Annotated in this window: 23 protein-coding genes; 9 read left to right on the forward strand and 14 right to left on the reverse strand. The window is 64.3% G+C overall.

The features are described 5' to 3' along the window. Nucleotides 1-3: 3 nt before the first annotated feature. Both ACN9MX_RS09330 and ACN9MX_RS09335 read right to left on the reverse strand, forming a co-directional pair. Nucleotides 4-1,134 (reverse strand): M14 family metallopeptidase, encoded by a 1,131-nt coding sequence (locus ACN9MX_RS09330; RefSeq protein WP_363737999.1) that lies wholly within the window; start codon nucleotides 1,132-1,134, stop codon nucleotides 4-6. Continuing rightward, nucleotides 1,131-1,745 carry a hypothetical protein gene (locus ACN9MX_RS09335; protein WP_426386740.1) on the reverse strand — a complete coding sequence of 205 codons (615 nt, stop codon included), beginning with the start codon at nucleotides 1,743-1,745 and terminating at the stop codon, nucleotides 1,131-1,133. Before ACN9MX_RS09335 ends, ACN9MX_RS09330 begins: the two co-directional genes overlap by 4 nt. Before the next feature lie 209 nt (nucleotides 1,746-1,954). Here ACN9MX_RS09335 and ykgO point away from each other — a divergent pair, with 209 nt between their 5' ends. Further along, complete coding sequence (gene ykgO, locus ACN9MX_RS09340; RefSeq protein WP_004210176.1) at nucleotides 1,955-2,080, forward strand: type B 50S ribosomal protein L36; 126 nt, start codon at nucleotides 1,955-1,957, stop codon at nucleotides 2,078-2,080. A 3-nt stretch (nucleotides 2,081-2,083) separates the two neighbouring features. Further along, nucleotides 2,084-2,707 (forward strand): HAD family hydrolase, encoded by a 624-nt coding sequence (locus ACN9MX_RS09345; protein WP_426386741.1) that lies wholly within the window; start codon nucleotides 2,084-2,086, stop codon nucleotides 2,705-2,707. Nucleotides 2,708-2,767: 60 nt separating this feature from the next. On the opposite strand, the gene pyk is transcribed toward ACN9MX_RS09345, so the two are convergent. Beyond that, nucleotides 2,768-4,219: a pyruvate kinase gene (gene pyk, locus ACN9MX_RS09350; RefSeq protein ID WP_363737993.1), complete on the reverse strand. Its 1,452-nt coding sequence runs from the start codon at nucleotides 4,217-4,219 to the stop codon at nucleotides 2,768-2,770. 105 nt (nucleotides 4,220-4,324) lie between these two features. On the opposite strand from pyk, the gene ACN9MX_RS09355 reads away from it, so the two are divergent. The 5 genes from ACN9MX_RS09355 to ruvC all read left to right on the forward strand — a co-directional run bounded on the left by ACN9MX_RS09355 (nucleotide 4,325) and on the right by ruvC (nucleotide 6,823). Further along, nucleotides 4,325-4,624, forward strand: a complete 300-nt coding sequence (locus ACN9MX_RS09355) for a DUF1244 domain-containing protein (protein WP_363737991.1) — start codon at nucleotides 4,325-4,327, stop codon at nucleotides 4,622-4,624. Between the two features lie 143 nt (nucleotides 4,625-4,767). Beyond that, a complete protein-coding gene (locus tag ACN9MX_RS09360) occupies nucleotides 4,768-5,010 on the forward strand; it encodes a DUF2312 domain-containing protein (RefSeq protein WP_133653277.1) in 243 nt (80 codons plus the stop codon). A gap of 22 nt (nucleotides 5,011-5,032) precedes the next feature. After that, complete coding sequence (locus tag ACN9MX_RS09365) at nucleotides 5,033-5,359, forward strand: heavy metal-binding domain-containing protein (RefSeq protein ID WP_363756210.1); 327 nt, start codon at nucleotides 5,033-5,035, stop codon at nucleotides 5,357-5,359. 68 nt (nucleotides 5,360-5,427) lie between these two features. Continuing rightward, a complete protein-coding gene (locus ACN9MX_RS09370; RefSeq protein ID WP_426386742.1) occupies nucleotides 5,428-6,171 on the forward strand; it encodes a YebC/PmpR family DNA-binding transcriptional regulator in 744 nt (247 codons plus the stop codon). 160 nt (nucleotides 6,172-6,331) lie between these two features. Next, nucleotides 6,332-6,823 (forward strand): crossover junction endodeoxyribonuclease RuvC, encoded by a 492-nt coding sequence (gene ruvC, locus ACN9MX_RS09375; RefSeq protein ID WP_363737985.1) that lies wholly within the window; start codon nucleotides 6,332-6,334, stop codon nucleotides 6,821-6,823. Nucleotides 6,824-6,843: 20 nt separating this feature from the next. Here the strand turns inward: ruvC and ACN9MX_RS09380 are convergent, their stop codons facing one another. Both ACN9MX_RS09380 and ACN9MX_RS09385 read right to left on the reverse strand, forming a co-directional pair. Beyond that, nucleotides 6,844-8,052, reverse strand: a complete 1,209-nt coding sequence (locus ACN9MX_RS09380) for an FAD-dependent monooxygenase (RefSeq protein WP_363832044.1) — start codon at nucleotides 8,050-8,052, stop codon at nucleotides 6,844-6,846. Nucleotides 8,053-8,145: 93 nt separating this feature from the next. Then, entirely contained in the window at nucleotides 8,146-9,237 is a 1,092-nt protein-coding gene (locus ACN9MX_RS09385) for a branched-chain amino acid aminotransferase (RefSeq protein WP_426386743.1), read from the reverse strand. A gap of 153 nt (nucleotides 9,238-9,390) precedes the next feature. Between ACN9MX_RS09385 and ACN9MX_RS09390 the strand changes: the two genes are divergently transcribed. Both ACN9MX_RS09390 and ACN9MX_RS09395 read left to right on the forward strand, forming a co-directional pair. After that, nucleotides 9,391-10,407, forward strand: a complete 1,017-nt coding sequence (locus tag ACN9MX_RS09390) for a threonine aldolase family protein (protein WP_426386744.1) — start codon at nucleotides 9,391-9,393, stop codon at nucleotides 10,405-10,407. Next, nucleotides 10,404-11,294, forward strand: a complete 891-nt coding sequence (locus ACN9MX_RS09395) for a DMT family transporter (protein WP_426386746.1) — start codon at nucleotides 10,404-10,406, stop codon at nucleotides 11,292-11,294. The genes ACN9MX_RS09390 and ACN9MX_RS09395 overlap by 4 nt, the downstream gene beginning before the upstream one ends. 242 nt (nucleotides 11,295-11,536) lie before the next feature. Here ACN9MX_RS09395 and ACN9MX_RS09400 read toward each other — a convergent pair whose 3' ends face one another. Genes ACN9MX_RS09400 through ACN9MX_RS09440 form a run of 9 tightly spaced genes read right to left on the reverse strand, consistent with a single transcriptional unit; the run spans nucleotide 11,537 to nucleotide 18,312 of the window. Continuing rightward, entirely contained in the window at nucleotides 11,537-12,334 is a 798-nt protein-coding gene (locus ACN9MX_RS09400; RefSeq protein WP_426386747.1) for an SDR family NAD(P)-dependent oxidoreductase, read from the reverse strand. 22 nt (nucleotides 12,335-12,356) lie between these two features. Further along, nucleotides 12,357-12,728 (reverse strand): HesB/IscA family protein, encoded by a 372-nt coding sequence (locus ACN9MX_RS09405; RefSeq protein ID WP_363737974.1) that lies wholly within the window; start codon nucleotides 12,726-12,728, stop codon nucleotides 12,357-12,359. Then, a complete protein-coding gene (locus tag ACN9MX_RS09410) occupies nucleotides 12,728-13,204 on the reverse strand; it encodes an SUF system Fe-S cluster assembly protein (RefSeq protein WP_363832029.1) in 477 nt (158 codons plus the stop codon). The genes ACN9MX_RS09405 and ACN9MX_RS09410 overlap by 1 nt, the downstream gene beginning before the upstream one ends. Then, entirely contained in the window at nucleotides 13,197-14,408 is a 1,212-nt protein-coding gene (locus tag ACN9MX_RS09415) for a cysteine desulfurase (RefSeq protein ID WP_426386749.1), read from the reverse strand. Before ACN9MX_RS09415 ends, ACN9MX_RS09410 begins: the two co-directional genes overlap by 8 nt. Continuing rightward, entirely contained in the window at nucleotides 14,405-15,172 is a 768-nt protein-coding gene (locus ACN9MX_RS09420) for a SufD family Fe-S cluster assembly protein (protein WP_426386750.1), read from the reverse strand. Before ACN9MX_RS09420 ends, ACN9MX_RS09415 begins: the two co-directional genes overlap by 4 nt. After that, complete coding sequence (sufC, locus tag ACN9MX_RS09425; protein ID WP_363738231.1) at nucleotides 15,169-15,915, reverse strand: Fe-S cluster assembly ATPase SufC; 747 nt, start codon at nucleotides 15,913-15,915, stop codon at nucleotides 15,169-15,171. Before sufC ends, ACN9MX_RS09420 begins: the two co-directional genes overlap by 4 nt. Before the next feature lie 17 nt (nucleotides 15,916-15,932). Continuing rightward, on the reverse strand, nucleotides 15,933-16,388 hold the full coding sequence (locus tag ACN9MX_RS09430) for a hypothetical protein (protein WP_426386751.1): 456 nt from the start codon (nucleotides 16,386-16,388) through the stop codon (nucleotides 15,933-15,935). A gap of 32 nt (nucleotides 16,389-16,420) precedes the next feature. After that, entirely contained in the window at nucleotides 16,421-17,905 is a 1,485-nt protein-coding gene (sufB, locus tag ACN9MX_RS09435; protein WP_426386752.1) for a Fe-S cluster assembly protein SufB, read from the reverse strand. Then, the gene (locus ACN9MX_RS09440) at nucleotides 17,902-18,312 is read right to left on the reverse strand and encodes an RrF2 family transcriptional regulator (RefSeq protein ID WP_133653261.1); all 411 of its coding nucleotides are present in this window, start codon (nucleotides 18,310-18,312) and stop codon (nucleotides 17,902-17,904) included. The genes sufB and ACN9MX_RS09440 overlap by 4 nt, the downstream gene beginning before the upstream one ends. Nucleotides 18,313-18,460: the final 148 nt, after the last annotated feature.

Genomic DNA, 18,460 nt, shown 5'->3' on the forward strand with positions numbered 1-18,460 from the left:
AGATCAGATGTCGTCAATCATTTCCGCCAGCACGCCGAGGCAATCTTTCGCAAGCTGGATTGATCGCGCAGGCGACCAGCCGAAATCCGCATCCGGAAGGTCGTCATTATCCTTGAACGGCATTTCCAGCGTCATCGCCACCGCGCCAAAGCGCTCTGCCAGCTGGTTTGTGGACATGGACAGGTTCGCCCTGCCCGGCGGTGTCGCTGGATAGCCCTTCTTCGTCTGGAAATCGGGCGTCCGGGCGGCCAGCGTGTCGCAATAGCGGCGATAGAGGGTCGACTGACGCTCCGTGATGGAGGGAATACCCTCGAACCCGGCGAGGAACACGGCCGCAATGGCCTCATCGCCATGCACGTCCATGGCGAAGTCAACCCCGACCTCATCCATCGCCCTGCGCACCAGGAAAACCTCAGGGCTCTTCTCCAGCGACGGATCATGCCATTCGCGGTTGAGGTTGATGCCGACCGCATTGGTCCGCAAATGACCGCGACGGCTTCCGTCCGGATTCATGTTGGGCACGATATGGAAGGTCGCCTCCCTGCGCAGCAGCCGCGCCACAGCGTCCTCTTCGTCGCAGAGCCGCTCCAGCGCACCCTCCATCCACCATTCGGCCATGCTCTCGCCCGGATGCTGCCGCGCGTAGAGCCAGACCTTCTTCGGTCCATCTCCCAGCACCAGCAGGTCGAGCGGCTGCCTGTCCAGCGTCAGCCCCAGTTCGCGATGCTGCACCCCCGGCTGCGACGCCGCCCAGGCGACCAGATCATGGTGCCGTTCCATCGAATAGGGCGCGAAATAGGCAAGCCACACCGCATTGCTGTCGGGCGACAGGCGGATCGTCAGCGTGCCGTCGGCATAGCCGGTGTGCGCCAGCAGCCAATTCTCCCGATCTTCGCTGAACCGCGCCTGATAACCGGGCCAGCCATCGGGATAGGCCGACGTGCCGCAATTGACGATCGCCAGTTCGACTTCCCGCCCGGCGACGCCAGCCACGCGGAAATGGAACCACTGGTAGAAGTCGCTCTGCCGGTCCTTGACGATTTCCAGCTCGGCGCGGACGCCGGTGCCGGTATCGGAGATCGAAAGGACGCGAATATTGCCACTGTCAAAGGCACTTGTGATCGAGATGCTCATTTGACGGTTATAGTCTGGCCCGATTCGCCCGGATAGCCCCCCAGCAATGCCGCCGCCAACTTCTGCGCCGCCAGGCCGGGCTGCGATGCAGGCGTGCCCTCCCTTGCCCCGGTCTGCGCGCGGCCTTCCCATATAGTGCTCGAATCGGCCCGACGGCGAATCTGCACCTGCAATTCGGTGAACACCTGCCCCTTGGGCTTGCCAGACAGGTTGATGCCGATGCCCAGGCCGAGGCCGGAATAACCGCCGCTGCCCACGGCGCCGCCGACGCCGACGCTCACCGGCTTGCCATTGGCGCCATAGCTTTCGGGTTCGCGAAACGTCCGGCGGAAGCTCACCAGCGCGACATAGTCGCTCCTTGCACCCGGTGCCGCGCTGGTGAAGCCGACGCGCTGCAATTCCTGCTCCACGGCGGCGGCATAGGTCCGGAATTCGAGGCCGACGTCGGGGTTGCCGGCCATTTCCTCGACCGCGATGCTCCCGCTGCGGGCCGGATTTTCGATGTGGAACCGCGTCACTTCCACGGGGGGAACAGCGGTGGCGCAAGCACTCAGGCCCAGGGCGAGCAGGGCGGGAAAGGCGATCTTCTTCATCATTGACGGATTCAGCATGGATGGGCACTCCGGGGGATGACAAGCTCTACACGACACCGGGCCGCTAATCCCTTAAAAGCGTCAAGCCACGGATTTGCTGCATGGAGGATGAACAGCGAGGCAATGGGGTGAAATCCGGGCGGCTGCCCTTGACTTTCGACCGTCCCACCCATAGGGGCTGCGCTTCGATTTTTCGATCATGCAAGATTCATTCAAAGGCTGGTTCCATGAAGATCCGCAATTCGCTCAAGTCGCTCAAGGGCCGTCACCGGGATAACCGCGTGATCCGCCGCCGCGGCCGCACCTACGTCATCAACAAGACCAACCGCCGCTTCAAGGCCCGCCAGGGCTGATTCATGGCGGATATTGCCGTCATCTTTGATGTCGGCAATGTCTTGTATCACTGGAACCCCAGGGTTCTGTACGAGCGCCTGATCGATGACGATCGGGCGCTTGATGCGTTTCTCCGCGACGTCGTGACGCTGGACTGGCATTTCCAGCATGATCAGGGGCGGCCCTTCGCGGAAACCAGCGCCGAACTGATCGCGCGCCATCCCGAACAGGCCGCGCTGATTCGCGTCTGGGGCGAAAGGTTCATCGACAGCATAGGGCCAGCCGTCGAGGGCATGCCGCAGATCGTCCACGAACTGCACGCAGGCGGCATTCCCCTGTTCGCCATCACCAACTTCAGCGATGAATTCTGGGCGCCGTTTCGCGCGCGCGAAGCCGAGCTGTTCGCGCTTTTCAGCGACATTGTGGTTTCCGGCACGGAAAAACTGGTGAAGCCCAACCCTGCGATCTACCGGCTGGCGCTGGGACGATTCGGTTTGGACGCGGAACAGGCGTTGTTCATTGATGATCGCGAGGAGAACATCCTCGGAGCCGAGGCGGAAGGCATGCGCGGCCATCTGTTCCGCGACGCGGCCACGCTGCGCCGGGACCTTGCAGGATTGGACCTGATTGGCCCGGCGGCAGCCTGAGTTGACCTTCGTTCGCGCGAGGCTGGAACTCGCGTCCATCAGATCTGCTTGGGAAACGTCCTAGTCCCGCCCCCTCAGCTCATCGCCGCGCACCGCGGCCACGTGCAGCACATTGGTCGATCCCGGCGTCCCGAACGGCACGCCTGCCAGCACGACGATCTTGCCGCCCTTCTCGACCAGGTCATGGCGCAGGGCCATGCGGCGTGCCTTGCCGATCATCTCTTCGAAAGTGCCGATATCCTTTGTCCGCACCGCATATACTCCCCAGGTCAGCCCCAGCTTGCGTGCCGTGTCCTGCCGCGGCGTCAGCGCCAGGATCGGCGTCATGGGCCGTTCGCGGGCCACGCGGCGCACGGTGCTGCCCGAGGAGGTGAAGCAGGTGATGGCGCTCGCCCCCACCACGGACACGATGCTGCCCGCGCCCTCCGCCAGGGCGTCGGCGGTGGTTGGGTCCGGCTTCGTCTCGGTATAATGCAACCGCCCGAAATAGCCGGGATCCCGCTCCACGCTATGGGCGATGCTGTCCATCATCGTCACTGCCTCGACCGGCCAGTCGCCCGCCGCCGTCTCCGCCGATAACATGATCGCGTCCGCCCCGTCGTAAACCGCCGTCGCCACGTCCGACACTTCGGCGCGGGTGGGCGTGGGCGCCTTGATCATCGATTCGAGCATCTGCGTCGCGACCACGACGGGCCTTCCCATGCGCCGCGCCGCCGCCACGATCTGCTTCTGAAGAGGCGGCACCGCCTGGGGCGGCAGTTCGACGCCAAGGTCGCCGCGCGCCACCATCACGCCGTCGGCCAGTTCGATGATCTCCTCCAGCCGCTGCACGGCGGCCGGCTTCTCGATCTTCGCCATCAAGGCGCCATAGCCGCCCATCAGCTTGCGCGCCTCGGCCAGGTCTTCGGGCCGCTGGACGAAGCTCAGGGCGATCCAGTCGCAGCCCTGCTCGACCGCGAAGCTGAGGTCGCGCCTGTCCTTTTCGGTCAGCGCCGGCACCGGCACGACCACGTCGGGCACGTTCACCCCCTTCCGATTGGAGAGGGTACCACCGACTTCGACCACTGTGTCGATGCGGTTTTCCGTCACCTTCTTGACCCGCAGCACCATCTTGCCGTCGTCCAGCAGCAACCGGGTTTCGGGTAGCAGCGCCGCATAGATCTCCGGATGTGGCAGATTGACCCGCGTCGCGTCGCCCGGTGCCGGATCGCTGTCCAGCACGAACGCCGCCCCCGTCTCCAGCATCGCCAATCCCCGGTCGAACGTTCCGACCCGCAGCTTGGGGCCCTGTAGGTCGCCCAGGATGGTCGTCGGACGGCCGAATTCCTTTTCCAGTGCCCGGATCGCCGCTATGCGCGCGGCATGATCCTCATGCGCGCCATGGCTCATGTTGATGCGGAAGGCATCGGCCCCGGCGACGAACAGTGCGCGGATCATCTCCGGGCTGTCGCTCGCGGGGCCAAGGGTCGCCAAGATGCGAACCTTGCGCGAACGGGGCGGTAATCTCGTCATTCCTCTTGTCTCCTGACCGTCATGGTCGCCTCTGGGTTGCCAGGGCGCGGTTTTCGATTATCCGTGCTGCACGACAGGATGATGTAGATCAGCGAAAGGATCGCCGTGAACGATACCATACTCAGCGATGCGGTCGCCGCAACCGCCTTCCGACGACTGGTGGCGCATTTGCAGCACCGCACCGACGTCCAGAACATCGATCTGATGGGAATGGCGGGCTTCTGCCGCAACTGCCTGGCGGACTGGATCGCGGAAGCGGACGGCACGATGGGCAAGGACGAGGCGCGTGAGGTCATCCACGGCATGCCCTTTGCCGAATGGAAATCCCGCTACCAGGGGGAGGCCACGCCGGAACAGATCGCCCGCATGAAGGAGAGCGTGGCGAAGAATGCCGACGGGCATTAGACTATTTCAGGCTGGCCGTTTACCGCCAAACGGCTCGGAAAATGCGGCCTTGAAAGACAAGAGCGTTTTCACTCATCGTGAAAACGCTCTAGAGGCTGGGGCCAACCGATTCACCCACCGATTCACACTCACTGGAGATTCTCATGAGCGATGGCAATGTCGCCGCCGAACAGCTACGCCTTTTCATCGAGCGCATCGAGCGCCTGGAAGAGGAAAAGAAGGGCATCGCGGACGATATCAAGGACGTCTATCTGGAAGCCAAGGCCAATGGCTATGATGTGAAGACGATGCGGTCCATCGTTCGCCTGCGCAAGATGGAACGCAACGCCCGCATGGAAGCCGAAGCGCTGCTGGAAACATACAAATCGGCGCTGGGCATCGAATAGATCGCAACACAGGAGAGCGCTCATGACCGAGATCATCGTCAGCACCACGCCTTCGCTGGAGGGCCGCCCCGCAAGGGAATATCTCGGCATCGTCACCGGCGAGGTGATCGTGGGCGCCAATCTCTTCCGCGACCTGTTCGCCAGCGTCCGCGACATCGTCGGCGGACGGTCCGGTGCCTATGAGGACGTGCTTCAGCGCGCCCGCGAACAGGCGATCGCGGAAATGCGCACCCGCGCCGCGACGCTGGGCGCCAATGCGGTCGTTGGTGTCGATCTGGATTATGAGACGGTGGGATCGAGCGGATCGATGCTGATGGTCACGGCATCGGGCACGGCGATCCTCGTCTGACATTGCGCGAATGGGGCGCGCTCGCTAGAGAGCGCGCATCCAACAAACAGACAAGTCAGGAGCAGGCCGTGGCCGGCCATAGCAAATTCAAGAACATCATGCATCGCAAGGGCGCGCAGGACAAGAAGCGCTCCTCGATGTTCTCCAAGCTCAGCCGCGAAATCACCGTCGCGGCGAAGATGGGCATGCCCGACCCGGACATGAACCCGCGCCTCCGCCTCGCGATCAACGCCGCCAAGGCGCAGTCCATGCCCAAGGACAATATCCAGCGCGCGATCGACAAGGCGATCGGCGGCGACATGGAGAATTACGAGGAAATCCGCTACGAGGGCTATGGTCCCGGCGGCGTGGCGATCATCGTCGAGGCGCTGACCGACAATCGCAACCGCACCGCGACCAATGTCCGGACCGCCTTTTCCAAGAATGGCGGCAATATGGGCGCTTCAGGTGCGGTCAGCCACGGTTTCGACCGGATGGGCCTCATCAGCTATCCGGCAAGCGCGGGCGATGCCGACGCGATCTTCGAAGCGGCGCTGGAGGCGGGTGCGGACGACGTGTCCTCGAACGAGGACGAGCATGAGATCTGGACCGCCATGGACGCGCTGCACGAAGTCGCAAAGGCGCTGGAAGCCAAGCTCGGCCCGGCGGAAGGCGCCAAGCTCGCCTGGAAGCCGCAGACCACCGTCGAAGTGGACGAAAGCAATGCGGCGACACTGATGAAGCTCGTCGACACGCTGGAAGATGATGACGACGTCCAGACCGTCTGGGGCAATTACGAGGTCTCCGACGAAGTCATGGAGAAACTGGGTTGATCCTTCGCCTTCCCTTTCCCCTGCGGGGAGAGGGAAGCGAAGCACTGGCAGCTTTGCCGCCTTGGCGGATCTTTGAAGGCGGGGCGAGCGACATGCATGATCACCGCTTTCTCCTGACAGGCAGTGCCATTGTCTCCCGCCAAGGGTCGAGAGAGAGATCATGATCATCCTGGGTCTGGATCCCGGTCTTGGCACGACCGGCTGGGGACTGATCGCCGCCGACGGCAACCGCCTGACCCATATCGCCAACGGCCAGATCAAGACCGATTCGGCCATGGCGCTGGCGAGCCGATTGCTGGTGCTCGATCTGGCGCTGACCGACCTCATATTGGAACATCAGCCCAATGGCGCCGCGGTCGAAGAGGTGTTCCTCAACGTCAATCCGCAATCGACGCTGAAACTCGGCCAGGCCCGCGGCGTGGTGCTGCTGGCAGCTTCGCGCTCCGGCATGGAGGTGGGCGAATATGCCGCCCGGCTGGTCAAGAAATCCGTGGTCGGCGTCGGCAATGCATCGAAGGAGCAGGTTCACGCCATGGTCTCCCGCCTCCTCCCCGGCGCCAAGGTCGTCGGCCCCGATGCCTCAGACGCGCTGGCCGTGGCGATCACCCACGCCCATCACCTGGCCAGCGCGCGAAGGATTCCGAGAAAATAGAAGGCGCCGGCCAGATCGGCCTACACCATCTCGCCCGTCAGCAGGCGGGGCAGTGCGCCGGATTGCCCCCGCGCCTCCGCCATGAAGCGATTCTTGAGCAGGGACGTGCGCTGCACCGCCGCCAGCCCGGCGCGGCGAACAAGCGAAGGCATGCGGCCGGGCACATCGAACAGCCGGACCAGCCCGTCCATCGCCACGCTGGTCATCATCGCGTCCAGCCCGCGCCAACGCTGATACCGGGCCATCAACTGCGCATCGCCGGGATCGAGGCCGAGCCGCATGCCTTCGACCAGCACCTCGACCAGCGCGGCGACGTCGCGGAAGCCCAGGTTGAGGCCTTGCCCGGCGATCGGGTGAATCGCATGAGCGCTGTCCCCCACCAGTGCGAGGCGCGTGTCGGTGATTCGTGCCGCATGGTGGAAGCCAAGCGGATAGCTGGAGCGCGGGCCCGCAAGTGCAATCTCGCCCAGGAATCCACCCATGCGCTTCTGCGCCTCTGCCAGCCAGGCGCGTTCGGAGAGCTTGAGCATGGCGGGCGCCTGCTCCGTCGGCACGGTCCACACGATCGCGGAACGGGTGCCCGGCAGCATCGGCAACAGCGCGAAAGGGCCGCCGGGATAGAAGATCTCATAGGCCGTGTTGGCGTGCGGCACTTCATGATCGATCGCGGTCACCATCGCGACATGCTTGTAGGCCCAGCGCGTGGTGCGGATGCCGGCTGCCTCGCGCGTGGGGCTGTTGCGTCCCTCCGCTGCGACCAGCAGCGCGCCGTGAATGGTTTCGCCACTGGCCAGGGTCAGCGTCACGCCATCAGCATTGCGATCGACATGCAGCGCCCGGTCGGGCTGGAAACGGGTGAGATTTTCGGCCTGCTCCGCCGTCTTCGCCAGAGCCACGCGCAGGTCGCGATTGGGGAACATGATGCCCATCACCCCATCGTCCGCATCCGGAGCGAAATCGAGCGCACCGGGCGCCAGCCCGTCGCTGACCCAGATGCGGTCGATCGGGCAACCCTTGCCCTCCAGATGGTCGGCCACGCCGATCGCCGACAGCATGGCGAAACTGGTCGAGCTGATCGCCGATACGCGGCCGTCGAAATCCGTGGCCGTGGTTTCCACCGGGTTGGCCGGATCGATCACGGCGCAGCGCACGCCATGGCCGGAAAGGGCGATGCCAAGGGTCAGGCCGACAAGGCCACCGCCCAATATGGTGACGTCAAAGCGTTGCATGACGGCGGTTCTAGGCGCTCCTGAACGGATTGGGAAGGGCGTCAGAGCGCCTCTCCTCCCCCCGCTCGCCCGTCCGGAGCGTGCGTCCGGCCGTTAAAGCTTCCGCACCCAGTTCGCCGGATCGGCCACCGTGCCGCGCTGGATGCCGGTCAGTTCCGCACGTAGTGCTTCCGTCACGATGCCGCCATCGCCATTGCCGATGGTGAAGTCGCCGTCGACGCTCTTCACCGTGCCAATCGCGGTCACGACCGCCGCCGTGCCGCAGGCAAAGGCCTCGCGCAGCTTGCCGCTGGCGGCGTCGGCGCGCCATTGGGCAAAGCTGTAGAGCTCCTCACGCACGTCATGCCCCCTGGCGCGGGCGAGCGAGAGGATGCTGTTGCGGGTGATGCCCGGCAGGATCGTGCCGGACAGCGGCGGCGTGACGATCGAACCGTCGTCCATCACGAAGAAGACGTTCATGCCGCCCAGTTCCTCGACCCACTTGTTCTCGGCAGCGTCGAGGAAGACGACCTGGTCGCAGCCATGCTGGATCGCTTCCTTCTGCGCCACCAGCGAAGCGGCGTAGTTGCCGCCACATTTGGCAGCGCCGGTGCCACCCCGCGCGGCGCGGGTGAAATGTTCCGACACCCAGAGCGTAACCGCCTTCTTCCCGCCCTTGAAATAGGCGCCGGCAGGCGAGGCGATGACGCAGAAAATATACTCGTTCGCCGGGCGCACGCCCAGGAAGGTTTCGCTCGCGAACATGAAGGGGCGCAGGTACAGGCTGCCCTCCCCGGACGGGATCCAGTCGGCGTCGATCTTCACCAATTCCTCGACCGCCTCCAGGAAAAGGTCTTCGGGCAGAACGGGCATGGCCATGCGCTCAGCCGATTCAGCGAAGCGGCGGGCATTTTCCTCTGGCCGGAACATGGCGATGCTGCCGTCCTCGAGCCGGTATGCCTTCATGCCTTCGAAGATTTCCTGGGCATAGTGGAGCACGGCGCAGGCGGGATCGAGCTGGAAGGGCTCGCGCGGGCCGATCGCGTGGCTGTGCCAGCCCTGCCCCTCGGTATAGCGAATCGTCACCATATGGTCGGTGAAGAGCTTTCCGAAACCGGGATCCGCCAGCAATACGGCGCGCTGATCAGCCGACACAGCCTTGCTGCTGCGGGTGACGGTAAAGCGCGATGTCTGCTGGACGTCCATGTCGAAAAACTCCTTTGGATCGGACGGGCCGCCTATGTCACAGATGGCGGCGCGAAACAATGGTCAATATTACTGACCCAAGTTGCGGTCCATGGCCGATCCCGTCGGGGTGGCATCTTGGCGCTGGGCCGCAGCACGGCTATCCCATGGGTCATGCACTTTTTCTCCGACAATGCGACGCCGGTCTGCCCGGAAGTCATGGCAGCCATCGTCGCGGCCGACCAGGCCGATCATGGCTATGACGGGGACCGCTGGAGCGCCCGCTTGAACGGTGCCTTTTCCGATCTGTTCGGGACGGAATCGGTGGCGCTGTGGATCGCGACCGGGACGGCGGCAAACAGCATAGCGCTGGCCTCGCTCTGCCCACCCTATGGCGGAATATTGTGCCATGAGGAGGCGCATATCGTCGTCGATGAATGCGGCGCGCCCGGCTTCTACACCCATGGGGCGACCCTGATGGCATTGCCCGGCGAGGGCGCGAAACTGTCGCCTGAAACAGTGCTGGACCGGTTGAAGGCGATCCGTCCCGACGTGCACCAGGTGCCCGCACGGGCGATCAGCATCACCCAGGCGACCGAATATGGCCTGGTCTATACGCCCGGCGAAGTCGCGGCACTGGGCAATCTGGCACGGGAGCATGGGCTGGGTTTCCACATGGACGGGGCACGCTTCGCCAATGCGGTGGCCTATCTGGGCTGCCATCCCGGCGATGTGACCTGGCGCGCAGGAGTCGACATCCTCTCCTTCGGCTGCGTCAAGAATGGCGGCATGGTGGGCGAAGCCCTCGTCTTCTTCGGCAATCAGGCGCAGCCGCGCGCGGCCGAGGCCGCGCGCTGGCGCAAGCGGGGTGGACACCTCTTCTCCAAGGGCCGCTATCTGGCGGCGCAACTATTGGCGATGGTCGAGGGCGACCTGTGGCTGCGCAACGCGCGGGCAGCCAATGCCGCGGCCCAGGCGCTGGCGGCGGGCGCGGCGGGACGGCTGCTGCATCCGGTCCAGGCCAATGAACTGTTCGTGCGGCTGAGCGAGGCGGAAAGGACGCAATTGCGGGCGCAGGGCTTCGATTTCCATGACTGGGGCGCGGATGCGGCGCGGCTCGTCACCAACTGGTCGCAGCATGCCTCCAGCGTGCAGCCTCTGGCCGAGGCGATCAGGACATTGGAGGGATGAGCGAGGGCAAGGGCGTTTTCCTGCCCTTCATCCTCGTCACGCTGATCTGGAGTTCCACCTGGATCGTGATCCGCGACCAGTTGGGAAATGTGCCGCCAAGCTGGTCTGTTTGCTACCGCTTCCTGCTGGCCGGATCGGCGATGGCGATCTTCGCCCGGCTGCGCGGCTTGCCGCTCAACATCGGTGGCAGCGGGCTGGCCTTCGCCGGATTGCTGGGTACGGCGCAGTTCGTGATGAACTTCAATTTCGTCTATCGCGCGGAGCATTATCTGACATCGGGCGTGGTCGCGGTGATCTACGCGATGCTGCTGATACCCAACAGCATCCTCGCCTATCTCTTCTTCCGTCAGCCGGTGAGCCGCGCCTTCATCGCGGGGTCGGGGGTCGCACTGGCGGGCATCGCGCTGATGCTGACGCATGAATATCATGGCGCCCGGGTCCGGCCGGACATGGTGCTGCTGGGCGCGGCATTTTCGATCGCCGGGCTGCTGAGCGCGTCGGCGGCCAATGTCATGCAGGGGATGGAGATCGCCCGGCGGCTGCCGATGGCGGCAGTGCTCGCCTGGGCAATGCTGATCGGCGCGGCTGTAGATGGGCTGTTCGCCTGGGCGACGGCCGGACCGCCGGTCATCGAGATGCGTCTGGGCTATTTGGCAGGAATTGCCTGGCTGGGGCTGGCGGGTTCGGTCGTGACCTTCCCGCTCTATTTCCGGCTGATCCAGCAAATGGGTGCGGGGCGGGCGGCCTATACCAGCGTGCTGATCCCGGTGATCGCGATGCTGATCTCGACGCTGGTCGAGGGCTATCGCTGGACGGCGCTGGCGGGTGCGGGGGCGCTGCTGGCAATTGCAGGGATGGTCGTCGCGCTGCGAACCAAGCAGGTCTGAGGGCGGACGCCCGGCTGGTAAAGCCGCTTGGCCGCATTGACCCTGTCGATCAGGCTGGTGAGCGGCACCGGCGCGGATGCGGTGCGTTCGGGCAGGGACAGGCTGTTGATGCGCTGGCCCAGAGCGGTGAAGGCATGATCGAAGCGGTCCATCTCTTTATTCCCCGGAAGCTGACGGGCCAGCCATCGGGCAGGGATGGTTAAGAAGCCGTTAGTGATGATCCTGCTTTGCGGCGGAGCGAGTCACAGACAAGCGCGCAGCCCTTCGCGATAGGTGGGATAGAGGGGAGACCAGCCCAGCAGGCGCTTGGCGCGTCCGTTCGCCACCCTGCGGTTTTCAGCGTAGAAGGAGCGCGCCATGGGGGAAAGCTGCGCCTCCTCCAGTGTCAGCAGCGGCGGGGCAGGTTGGCCAAGCAGGGCGCAGGCTTCCTCGATCAGCCGGTTCTGCGCGCAGGGCAGGTCGTCGGACAGATTGTAGATGCCCGGCGGACCATAATGGATCGACGCGAGGACGCCAGCGACGATATCATCGACATGGGCGCGGCTGAACACCTGATCGGGCAGGTCGATGCGGTGCGCCCGCCCTTCCCGCACACGATCGAGCGCGGAGCGGCCGGGGCCGTAAATACCCGGCAGGCGGAAGCGGCGGAGGTCCGGACGCAGAGCGCCCCAATCCGCATCGGCCTGCGCGCGCGCAGCCCGCCGGGCCAAGCCGGTCGGGCTTGCTTCATCGACCCAGGCGCCCGCCGCATCACCATAAACCCCGGTGGAGGAGAGATAGCCGGTCCAGATGGCGGGCGCTGCGGCGATGGCGGCGCCATAGCGGGTGAGGACCGGATCGGCATCACCCTCGGGCGGAACGGAGGACAGGATGTGGCTGGCCCGCGCGATGGCGGTCAGCACAGCGGCTTCGTCGCTGAAGTCGAGCGTTTCGGCATCGGCGGCGCGACGAACGCCGGTAACATGCCATCCCTCGGCCCGCAGGCGCATGGCGAGCCGGGAGCCGGTGTAGCCCATGCCCAGGATGAGCATATGGGGCATGTTCAGGCGGCCGCTGGCCAAGTCAGACCGTGAAGCTCTCGCCGCAGCCGCAGCTACCCTTGGCATTGGGATTGTTGAAGACGAAACCGGCGGTGAAGTCATCCTCCACCCAGTCCATGGTCGATCCGACCAGATAGAGCACGGAGGCGCCGTCTATATAGAAGGTGCCGCCCGGCGTTTCGATCTTCTCGTCGAACTTGGCCTCCTCGTTCACATAATCGACCGAATAGGCAAGGCCGGAGCAACCCCGGCGCGGCGTCGACAGCTTGACCCCGATCGCGCCTTCGGGCGCCTGCGCCATCAGGTCGGCAATGCGCTGCTCGGCGCTCGCCGTCAGGACGACGGCGGCCGGACGGGCGCGGATCTTTGTTTCGCCAGTGTGAGGAGGAGTCATCAGAGCATTCCCAGTTCGAGCTTGGCTTCGTCCGACATTTTCTGCGGATCCCACGGCGGATCCCAGACCAGGTTCACCTGCGCATCGCCCACGCCCGGCACCGCGCCGACACGCAATTCGACTTCGCCCGGCATGGATTCGGCCACCGGACAGTGCGGCGTGGTGAGCGTCATGGTGACGACGGCATGGCCATCCTCCGTCACGTCTACGCCGTAGACGAGGCCCAGATCATAGATGTTGACCGGGATTTCCGGGTCATAGATTTCCTTGAGCGCATCGATGATCGCATCATAGAGGCTGCCGCCCGGTTCGCCCCTGGGCATGTCGGCAGGCTTCTGCGCGAGGAAGCCATCCAGATAGTCGCGCTGGCGCGCGCCGGAACCGGCCACCTCCTCGACGCGCGCCTTCGGGGGCGTTTCCACCCCCTCGACCTCTTCCACCAGAATCTTGCGCTCTTCGCGATTCACTTCAGTCATTGGCGAAGATTTTCCTCACTCTTTCTATGCCCTTGGCCAGCGCATCCACATCGCTTTCGTCGCTGTAGATGCCGAAGCTGGCCCGTGCCGTGGCCTCGACGCCCAAATGGCGCATCAGCGGCTGCGCACAATGATGCCCAGCCCGGATGGCGACGCCGGTTTCGTCCAATATGGTGCCGACATCGTGCGGATGCACCCCCTCCACCTCGAAGGAAAGAATGCCCGCCGAATCTTCCGGGCCGAACACGCGCACGCTGTTGAGGCTTTGCAGCGCGGTCCTGGCCTTCGCGACAAGCGCGCATTCATGGGCGTGGATCGCGTCCAGCCCGATGGCCTGCACATAGTCGATCGCCGCCGACAAACCGACAACGCCGGTGATATGCGGCGTCCCCGCCTCGAACCGGGTGGGCGCGGGGGCATAGGTGGTTTTTTCGAACGTCACCTTGTCGATCATCGATCCCCCGCCCTGATAGGGCGGCATGGCGTCGAGCAGCGCCTTTCGCCCCCAGAGCGCGCCGATGCCGGTGGGACCGTAGAGCTTGTGCGCGGAAAAGACGTAGAAATCGCAGTCCAGCGCCTGTACGTCCACGGCAAGGCGCGGCACGGCCTGGCAGCCGTCGATCAGGATCTTCGCGCCCACGCCATGCGCGATTTCGGCGGCGCGGCGGACGTCGAGCACGCTGCCCAGCACGTTCGACACATGGGCCAGCGCGACCATCCTGTGCGCGGGCGTGATCATCGCGGCCATGGCATCCAGATCAATCTTGCCGTCCGGGGTCAGCGGCACGACATCGATCCCGGCGTCGATTTTTTCGGCGACAATCTGCCACGGAACGATATTGCTGTGATGCTCCAGCATGGAGAGCAGGATGCGGTCGCCGGCCTTGAGCTGCGTCCCTGCCCAGCTTTGCGCGACCAGATTGATGCCTTCGGTCGCGCCGCGGACATAGACGATCTCGCTGTCCGACTGCGCGCCGATGAACTGCGCCACCTTCCGGCGCGCCGCCTCATAGGCAAGCGTCATATTCGCCGAACGTTCGTAGACGCCGCGATGGACCGTCGCATAGTCCGGGCCATAGGCGCGGGCGATGGCGTCGATCACGGCATGAGGCTTCTGCGCGGTCGCGGCGCTGTCCAGATAATGCCAGCTGCCTACGCCGGGAAAGTCGTCCCTGAGCTGCAAAGCCTCGGCCAGGTCGGTCATACCAGCCTCTCCAGCTTGGCGAGGGCGGCGGACTCAAGCCGGTCCTTGACCGCTTCATCGACCACATCGTCGAACACGCCCGCGACAAAGGCCTTGAGCAGCAGCGTCTTGGCGGTCGCCGGGTCCATGCCGCGGCTCGCCATGTAGAAGAGGGCCTGCTTGTCCAGTTCGCCCACCGTCGCGCCATGGGCGCATTTCACGTCGTCGGCGTAGATTTCCAGCTCCGGCTTGACATTGGCCGTGGCGGTGCGGTCGAGCAGCATCGCCTTCACCGACTGGAAGGCGTCGGTGCGTTGCGCATCGCGCGCGACATTGATGCTGCCCAGATAGCTGCCGGTGGCGCGCTGGCCCAGGATCGAACGGATCGTCTGGCCGCTGGTCGCGTCCGGCTCGGCATGGGTGACGGAGGTGATGATCTCCAGCGTCTGCTCGCCGCTGCCGATGATCGCGCCGTTCAGTTCGAAATGCGCGCCCCGCCCCAGCGTCACGGTAAAGGCCACGCGACCGAATTTCCCGCCGATATTGAGGAGGTGGAAGTCGAGCCGAGCGCCGTCCGCGATGCTGATGACATAATCATGCACCGCCGCCGCGCCTTCGCCCGCATCCTGCAACAGATGGTGGTGCGCCGTTTCTCCGGCCGCGACATCGATGTGCGTCGGCGCGGGCGTCGGCCAGATGGCCGCCAGCGCATCAAGGTCGCTGTAGCGCCATTCCTCGGCCCTTCTTGTAGGGAGGGGGCGTGCGGCAAGGGAGAGCGTGGTCACGCCGCAACCACCTCCGCATAACCCTCGCGCTCCAGTTCCAGCGCCAGTTCCGGGCCGCCGGACTTGACGATCCGGCCAGCGGCAAGGACGTGCACGAAGTCCGGCTTCACATAGTCGAGCAGGCGCTGATAATGGGTGATCAGCAGCACCGCCTTGTCGGGCTTGCGCATGATGGCGTTGATGCCGGCGCCCACGATCTTGAGCGCGTCGATGTCGAGGCCGGAGTCGGTTTCATCGAGGATCGCCAGCTTGGGATCGAGAATGCCCATCTGCACCATTTCAGCGCGCTTCTTCTCGCCGCCGGAAAAGCCGACATTCACCGGACGCTTCAGCATTTCCATGTCGAGGCCGAGGAGAGCCGCCTTTTCCTTGGCGAGCTTGATGAACTCACCACCCGACAACGGTTCCTGGCCGCATGCCTTGCGCTGGCTGTTGAGGCTCTCGCGCAGGAATTGCAGGTTGGAGACGCCGGGGATCTCGACCGGATATTGGAAGCCCAGGAACAGGCCGGCGGCGGCACGCTCGTGCGGCTCCAAGCTGAACAAGTTCACACCGTTAAAAGAGGCATTGCCGCCGGTAACCTGATACCCTGGACGGCCGCCCAGCGTATAGGCCAGCGTCGACTTGCCCGCGCCATTCGGCCCCATGATCGCGTGGATCTCGCCCGCCTTGATGGAGAGCGACAGGCCCTTCAGGATCGCCTTGCCGTCAATCTCGTTGGTGAGGTTCTCAATCGTCAGCATCATTCACACCCCAAAAATCAACGACCATGCGCGCGCTGGAGCGTCCGCGCGGTCCAGAAGGCCATGTCCCGCACATCGCCCGGCGCGGGGAACAGCGTGTCGATATGGCGCTTGATCGGCATATAGGGCCACCAGTCGGCGCCGGGTTCGGGCGCGCCCCTTTCCAGCACGCCGGTCACGAATTCGGTCACCGGACCCATGCGGGCGAGATTGGGCGCCTTCGCCTTGTGGAAGGCCTTGTCGCTCTTCAGCTTCTCGGTGAAGGCGAGGTCGCCCGTCTCCAGCGCGGCGCGGCATTCGGCCTGATAGGCGTCGAGGTCGCCGAAATCCTTGGCGGCGCGGGCCTGAAGCTCGCCCTCTTCCAGCTCATAATCCTCGGTCAGGATGCGGATCGCGGCGGTCCATGCCTGACCATTTCCGACATCCTCCGCGAAATCGGCGAGGGCATCCTGAATATCGTCTTCGTCGCTCAAGAGTCTTGTCCTTGGTGTTCGTGTGGCAGGCCTCAGCCCACCGATCCTTCGAGAGAAATGCCGAGCAGCTTCTGCGCCTCGACGGCAAATTCCATCGGCAGTTGTTGCAGCACTTCGCGGGCAAAGCCGTTGACGATCAGGCTGACCGCCGCTTCCTGGTCCAGCCCGCGCTGCATCGCGTAGAAGAGCTGATCGTCGGAAATCTTCGACGTCGTCGCTTCATGCTCGATCTGCGCCGAAGGGTTGCGCACCTCGATATAGGGCACCGTATGCGCGCCGCACTGGTCGCCCAGCAGCAGGCTGTCGCATTGGGTGAAGTTGCGCACGCCCTCCGCGCCCGGCGCGACGCGGACGAGGCCGCGATAGGTGTTGTTGGAGCGCCCCGCGCTGATCCCCTTCGACACGATGGTCGAGCGCGACCCCTTGCCATTATGGATCATCTTGGTGCCGGTGTCGGCCTGCTGCATATTGTTGGTCAGCGCCACCGAGTAGAATTCGCCGACGCTGTTCTCGCCATTGAGAACGCAGGACGGATATTTCCAGGTGATCGCGCTGCCGGTTTCCACCTGCGTCCACGAAACCTTGCTGTTGCGCCCCTGGCAGAGCGCCCGCTTGGTCACGAAATTATAGATGCCGCCCTTGCCCTGCTCATCGCCCGGATACCAGTTCTGGACGGTCGAATATTTGATCTCCGCATCGTCCAGCGCGATCAGTTCGACCACGGCGGCGTGTAGCTGGTTCTCGTCACGCATCGGGGCGGTGCAGCCTTCGAGATAGCTCACATAGCTGCCCTCGTCCGCGACGATCAGCGTGCGTTCGAACTGCCCGGTATTCTCCGCATTGATGCGGAAATAGGTGGAAAGCTCCATCGGGCACCGCACGCCCTTGGGGATGTAGACGAAGGTGCCGTCGGAAAAGACCGCGCAGTTGAGCGTCGCGAAATAATTGTCGTGCATCGGCACGACCTTGCCCAGCCACTTCTTTACCAGATCGGGATATTCACGCACCGCTTCGCTGATCGAGCGGAAGATGACGCCCGCCTCCTCCAATTCCTTACGAAAGGTGGTGGCGACGGACACAGAGTCGAACACCGCGTCGACCGCGACCTTGCGGCTGCCCTTCACCCCGGCCAGCACTTCCTGTTCGGCAATGGGAATGCCCAGCTTCTGATAGGTCGCCAAAATCTCCGGATCGACCTGATCCAGCGAGTCCAGTTCGATCTTCTTCTTCGGCTCCGCGTAATAATAGGCGTCCTGATAGTCGATCGGCGGAATGTTGAGCTTGGCCCAGTCCGGCGCCTCCATCCCCTGCCACATGGCGAAGGCCTTGAGCCGCCATTCCAGCAGCCATTCCGGCTCCTTCTTCTTGGCGGAAATGAAGCGGACCGTGTCTTCGTTCAGCCCCTTGGGCGCGAAATCCTGTTCGATGGCGGAGGACCAGCCATGCTCATAGGTGGAGGCGCGATCGGCTGCCTCATGCGCTTCACGGTTGCGGACGGTGGTGGTTTCCTCGGTCATGCCATTTCTCGGGTAAGGCTAGCGATGGTGACGCTCGCGAGCGCCGATCGGATCGCATTGTTCGCGACGTTCATATGCGGCCGGACGCGGCAATCCTGCTCCAGCGTGCAGTCATGGGCGCCCATTTCGGTACAGGCGGTCATGGCGATCGGGCCTTCCACCGCCTCCACCACATCGGCCAGCGTGATCGCGGCGGGCGGGCGGGCAAGGCGCACGCCGCCGCCTGTCCCCCGGCTCGATTCGAGCAGACCCGCGGCCGACAGCCGGCTCACCAGCTTCTGCGCGGTGGGCAGGGGAATGCCGGTTTCGGCCGAAAGTGTGGTCGCGTTCATCCTGGCCGCGCCGCAATGGCGGGCGGCGGCGGACATCAGCACCACGGCATAATCTGCGAAACTCGAAAGCCTCATGACCCTGCGTCTTGCGAACCATTCTCAAATCGGATCGAATCAATCCGATTGGCATGTGGTCTCGGCAGAGGCGGGAATCAAGGCATTTTTGCTGATGGCTGAGGTTTAGAGCGGGTTTCGATCTGATTAAATCAGATCGCCGCTCCGG

The organism is Sphingobium sp. R-21 (assembly GCF_049913335.1).
GTDB lineage: Bacteria > Pseudomonadota > Alphaproteobacteria > Sphingomonadales > Sphingomonadaceae > Sphingobium.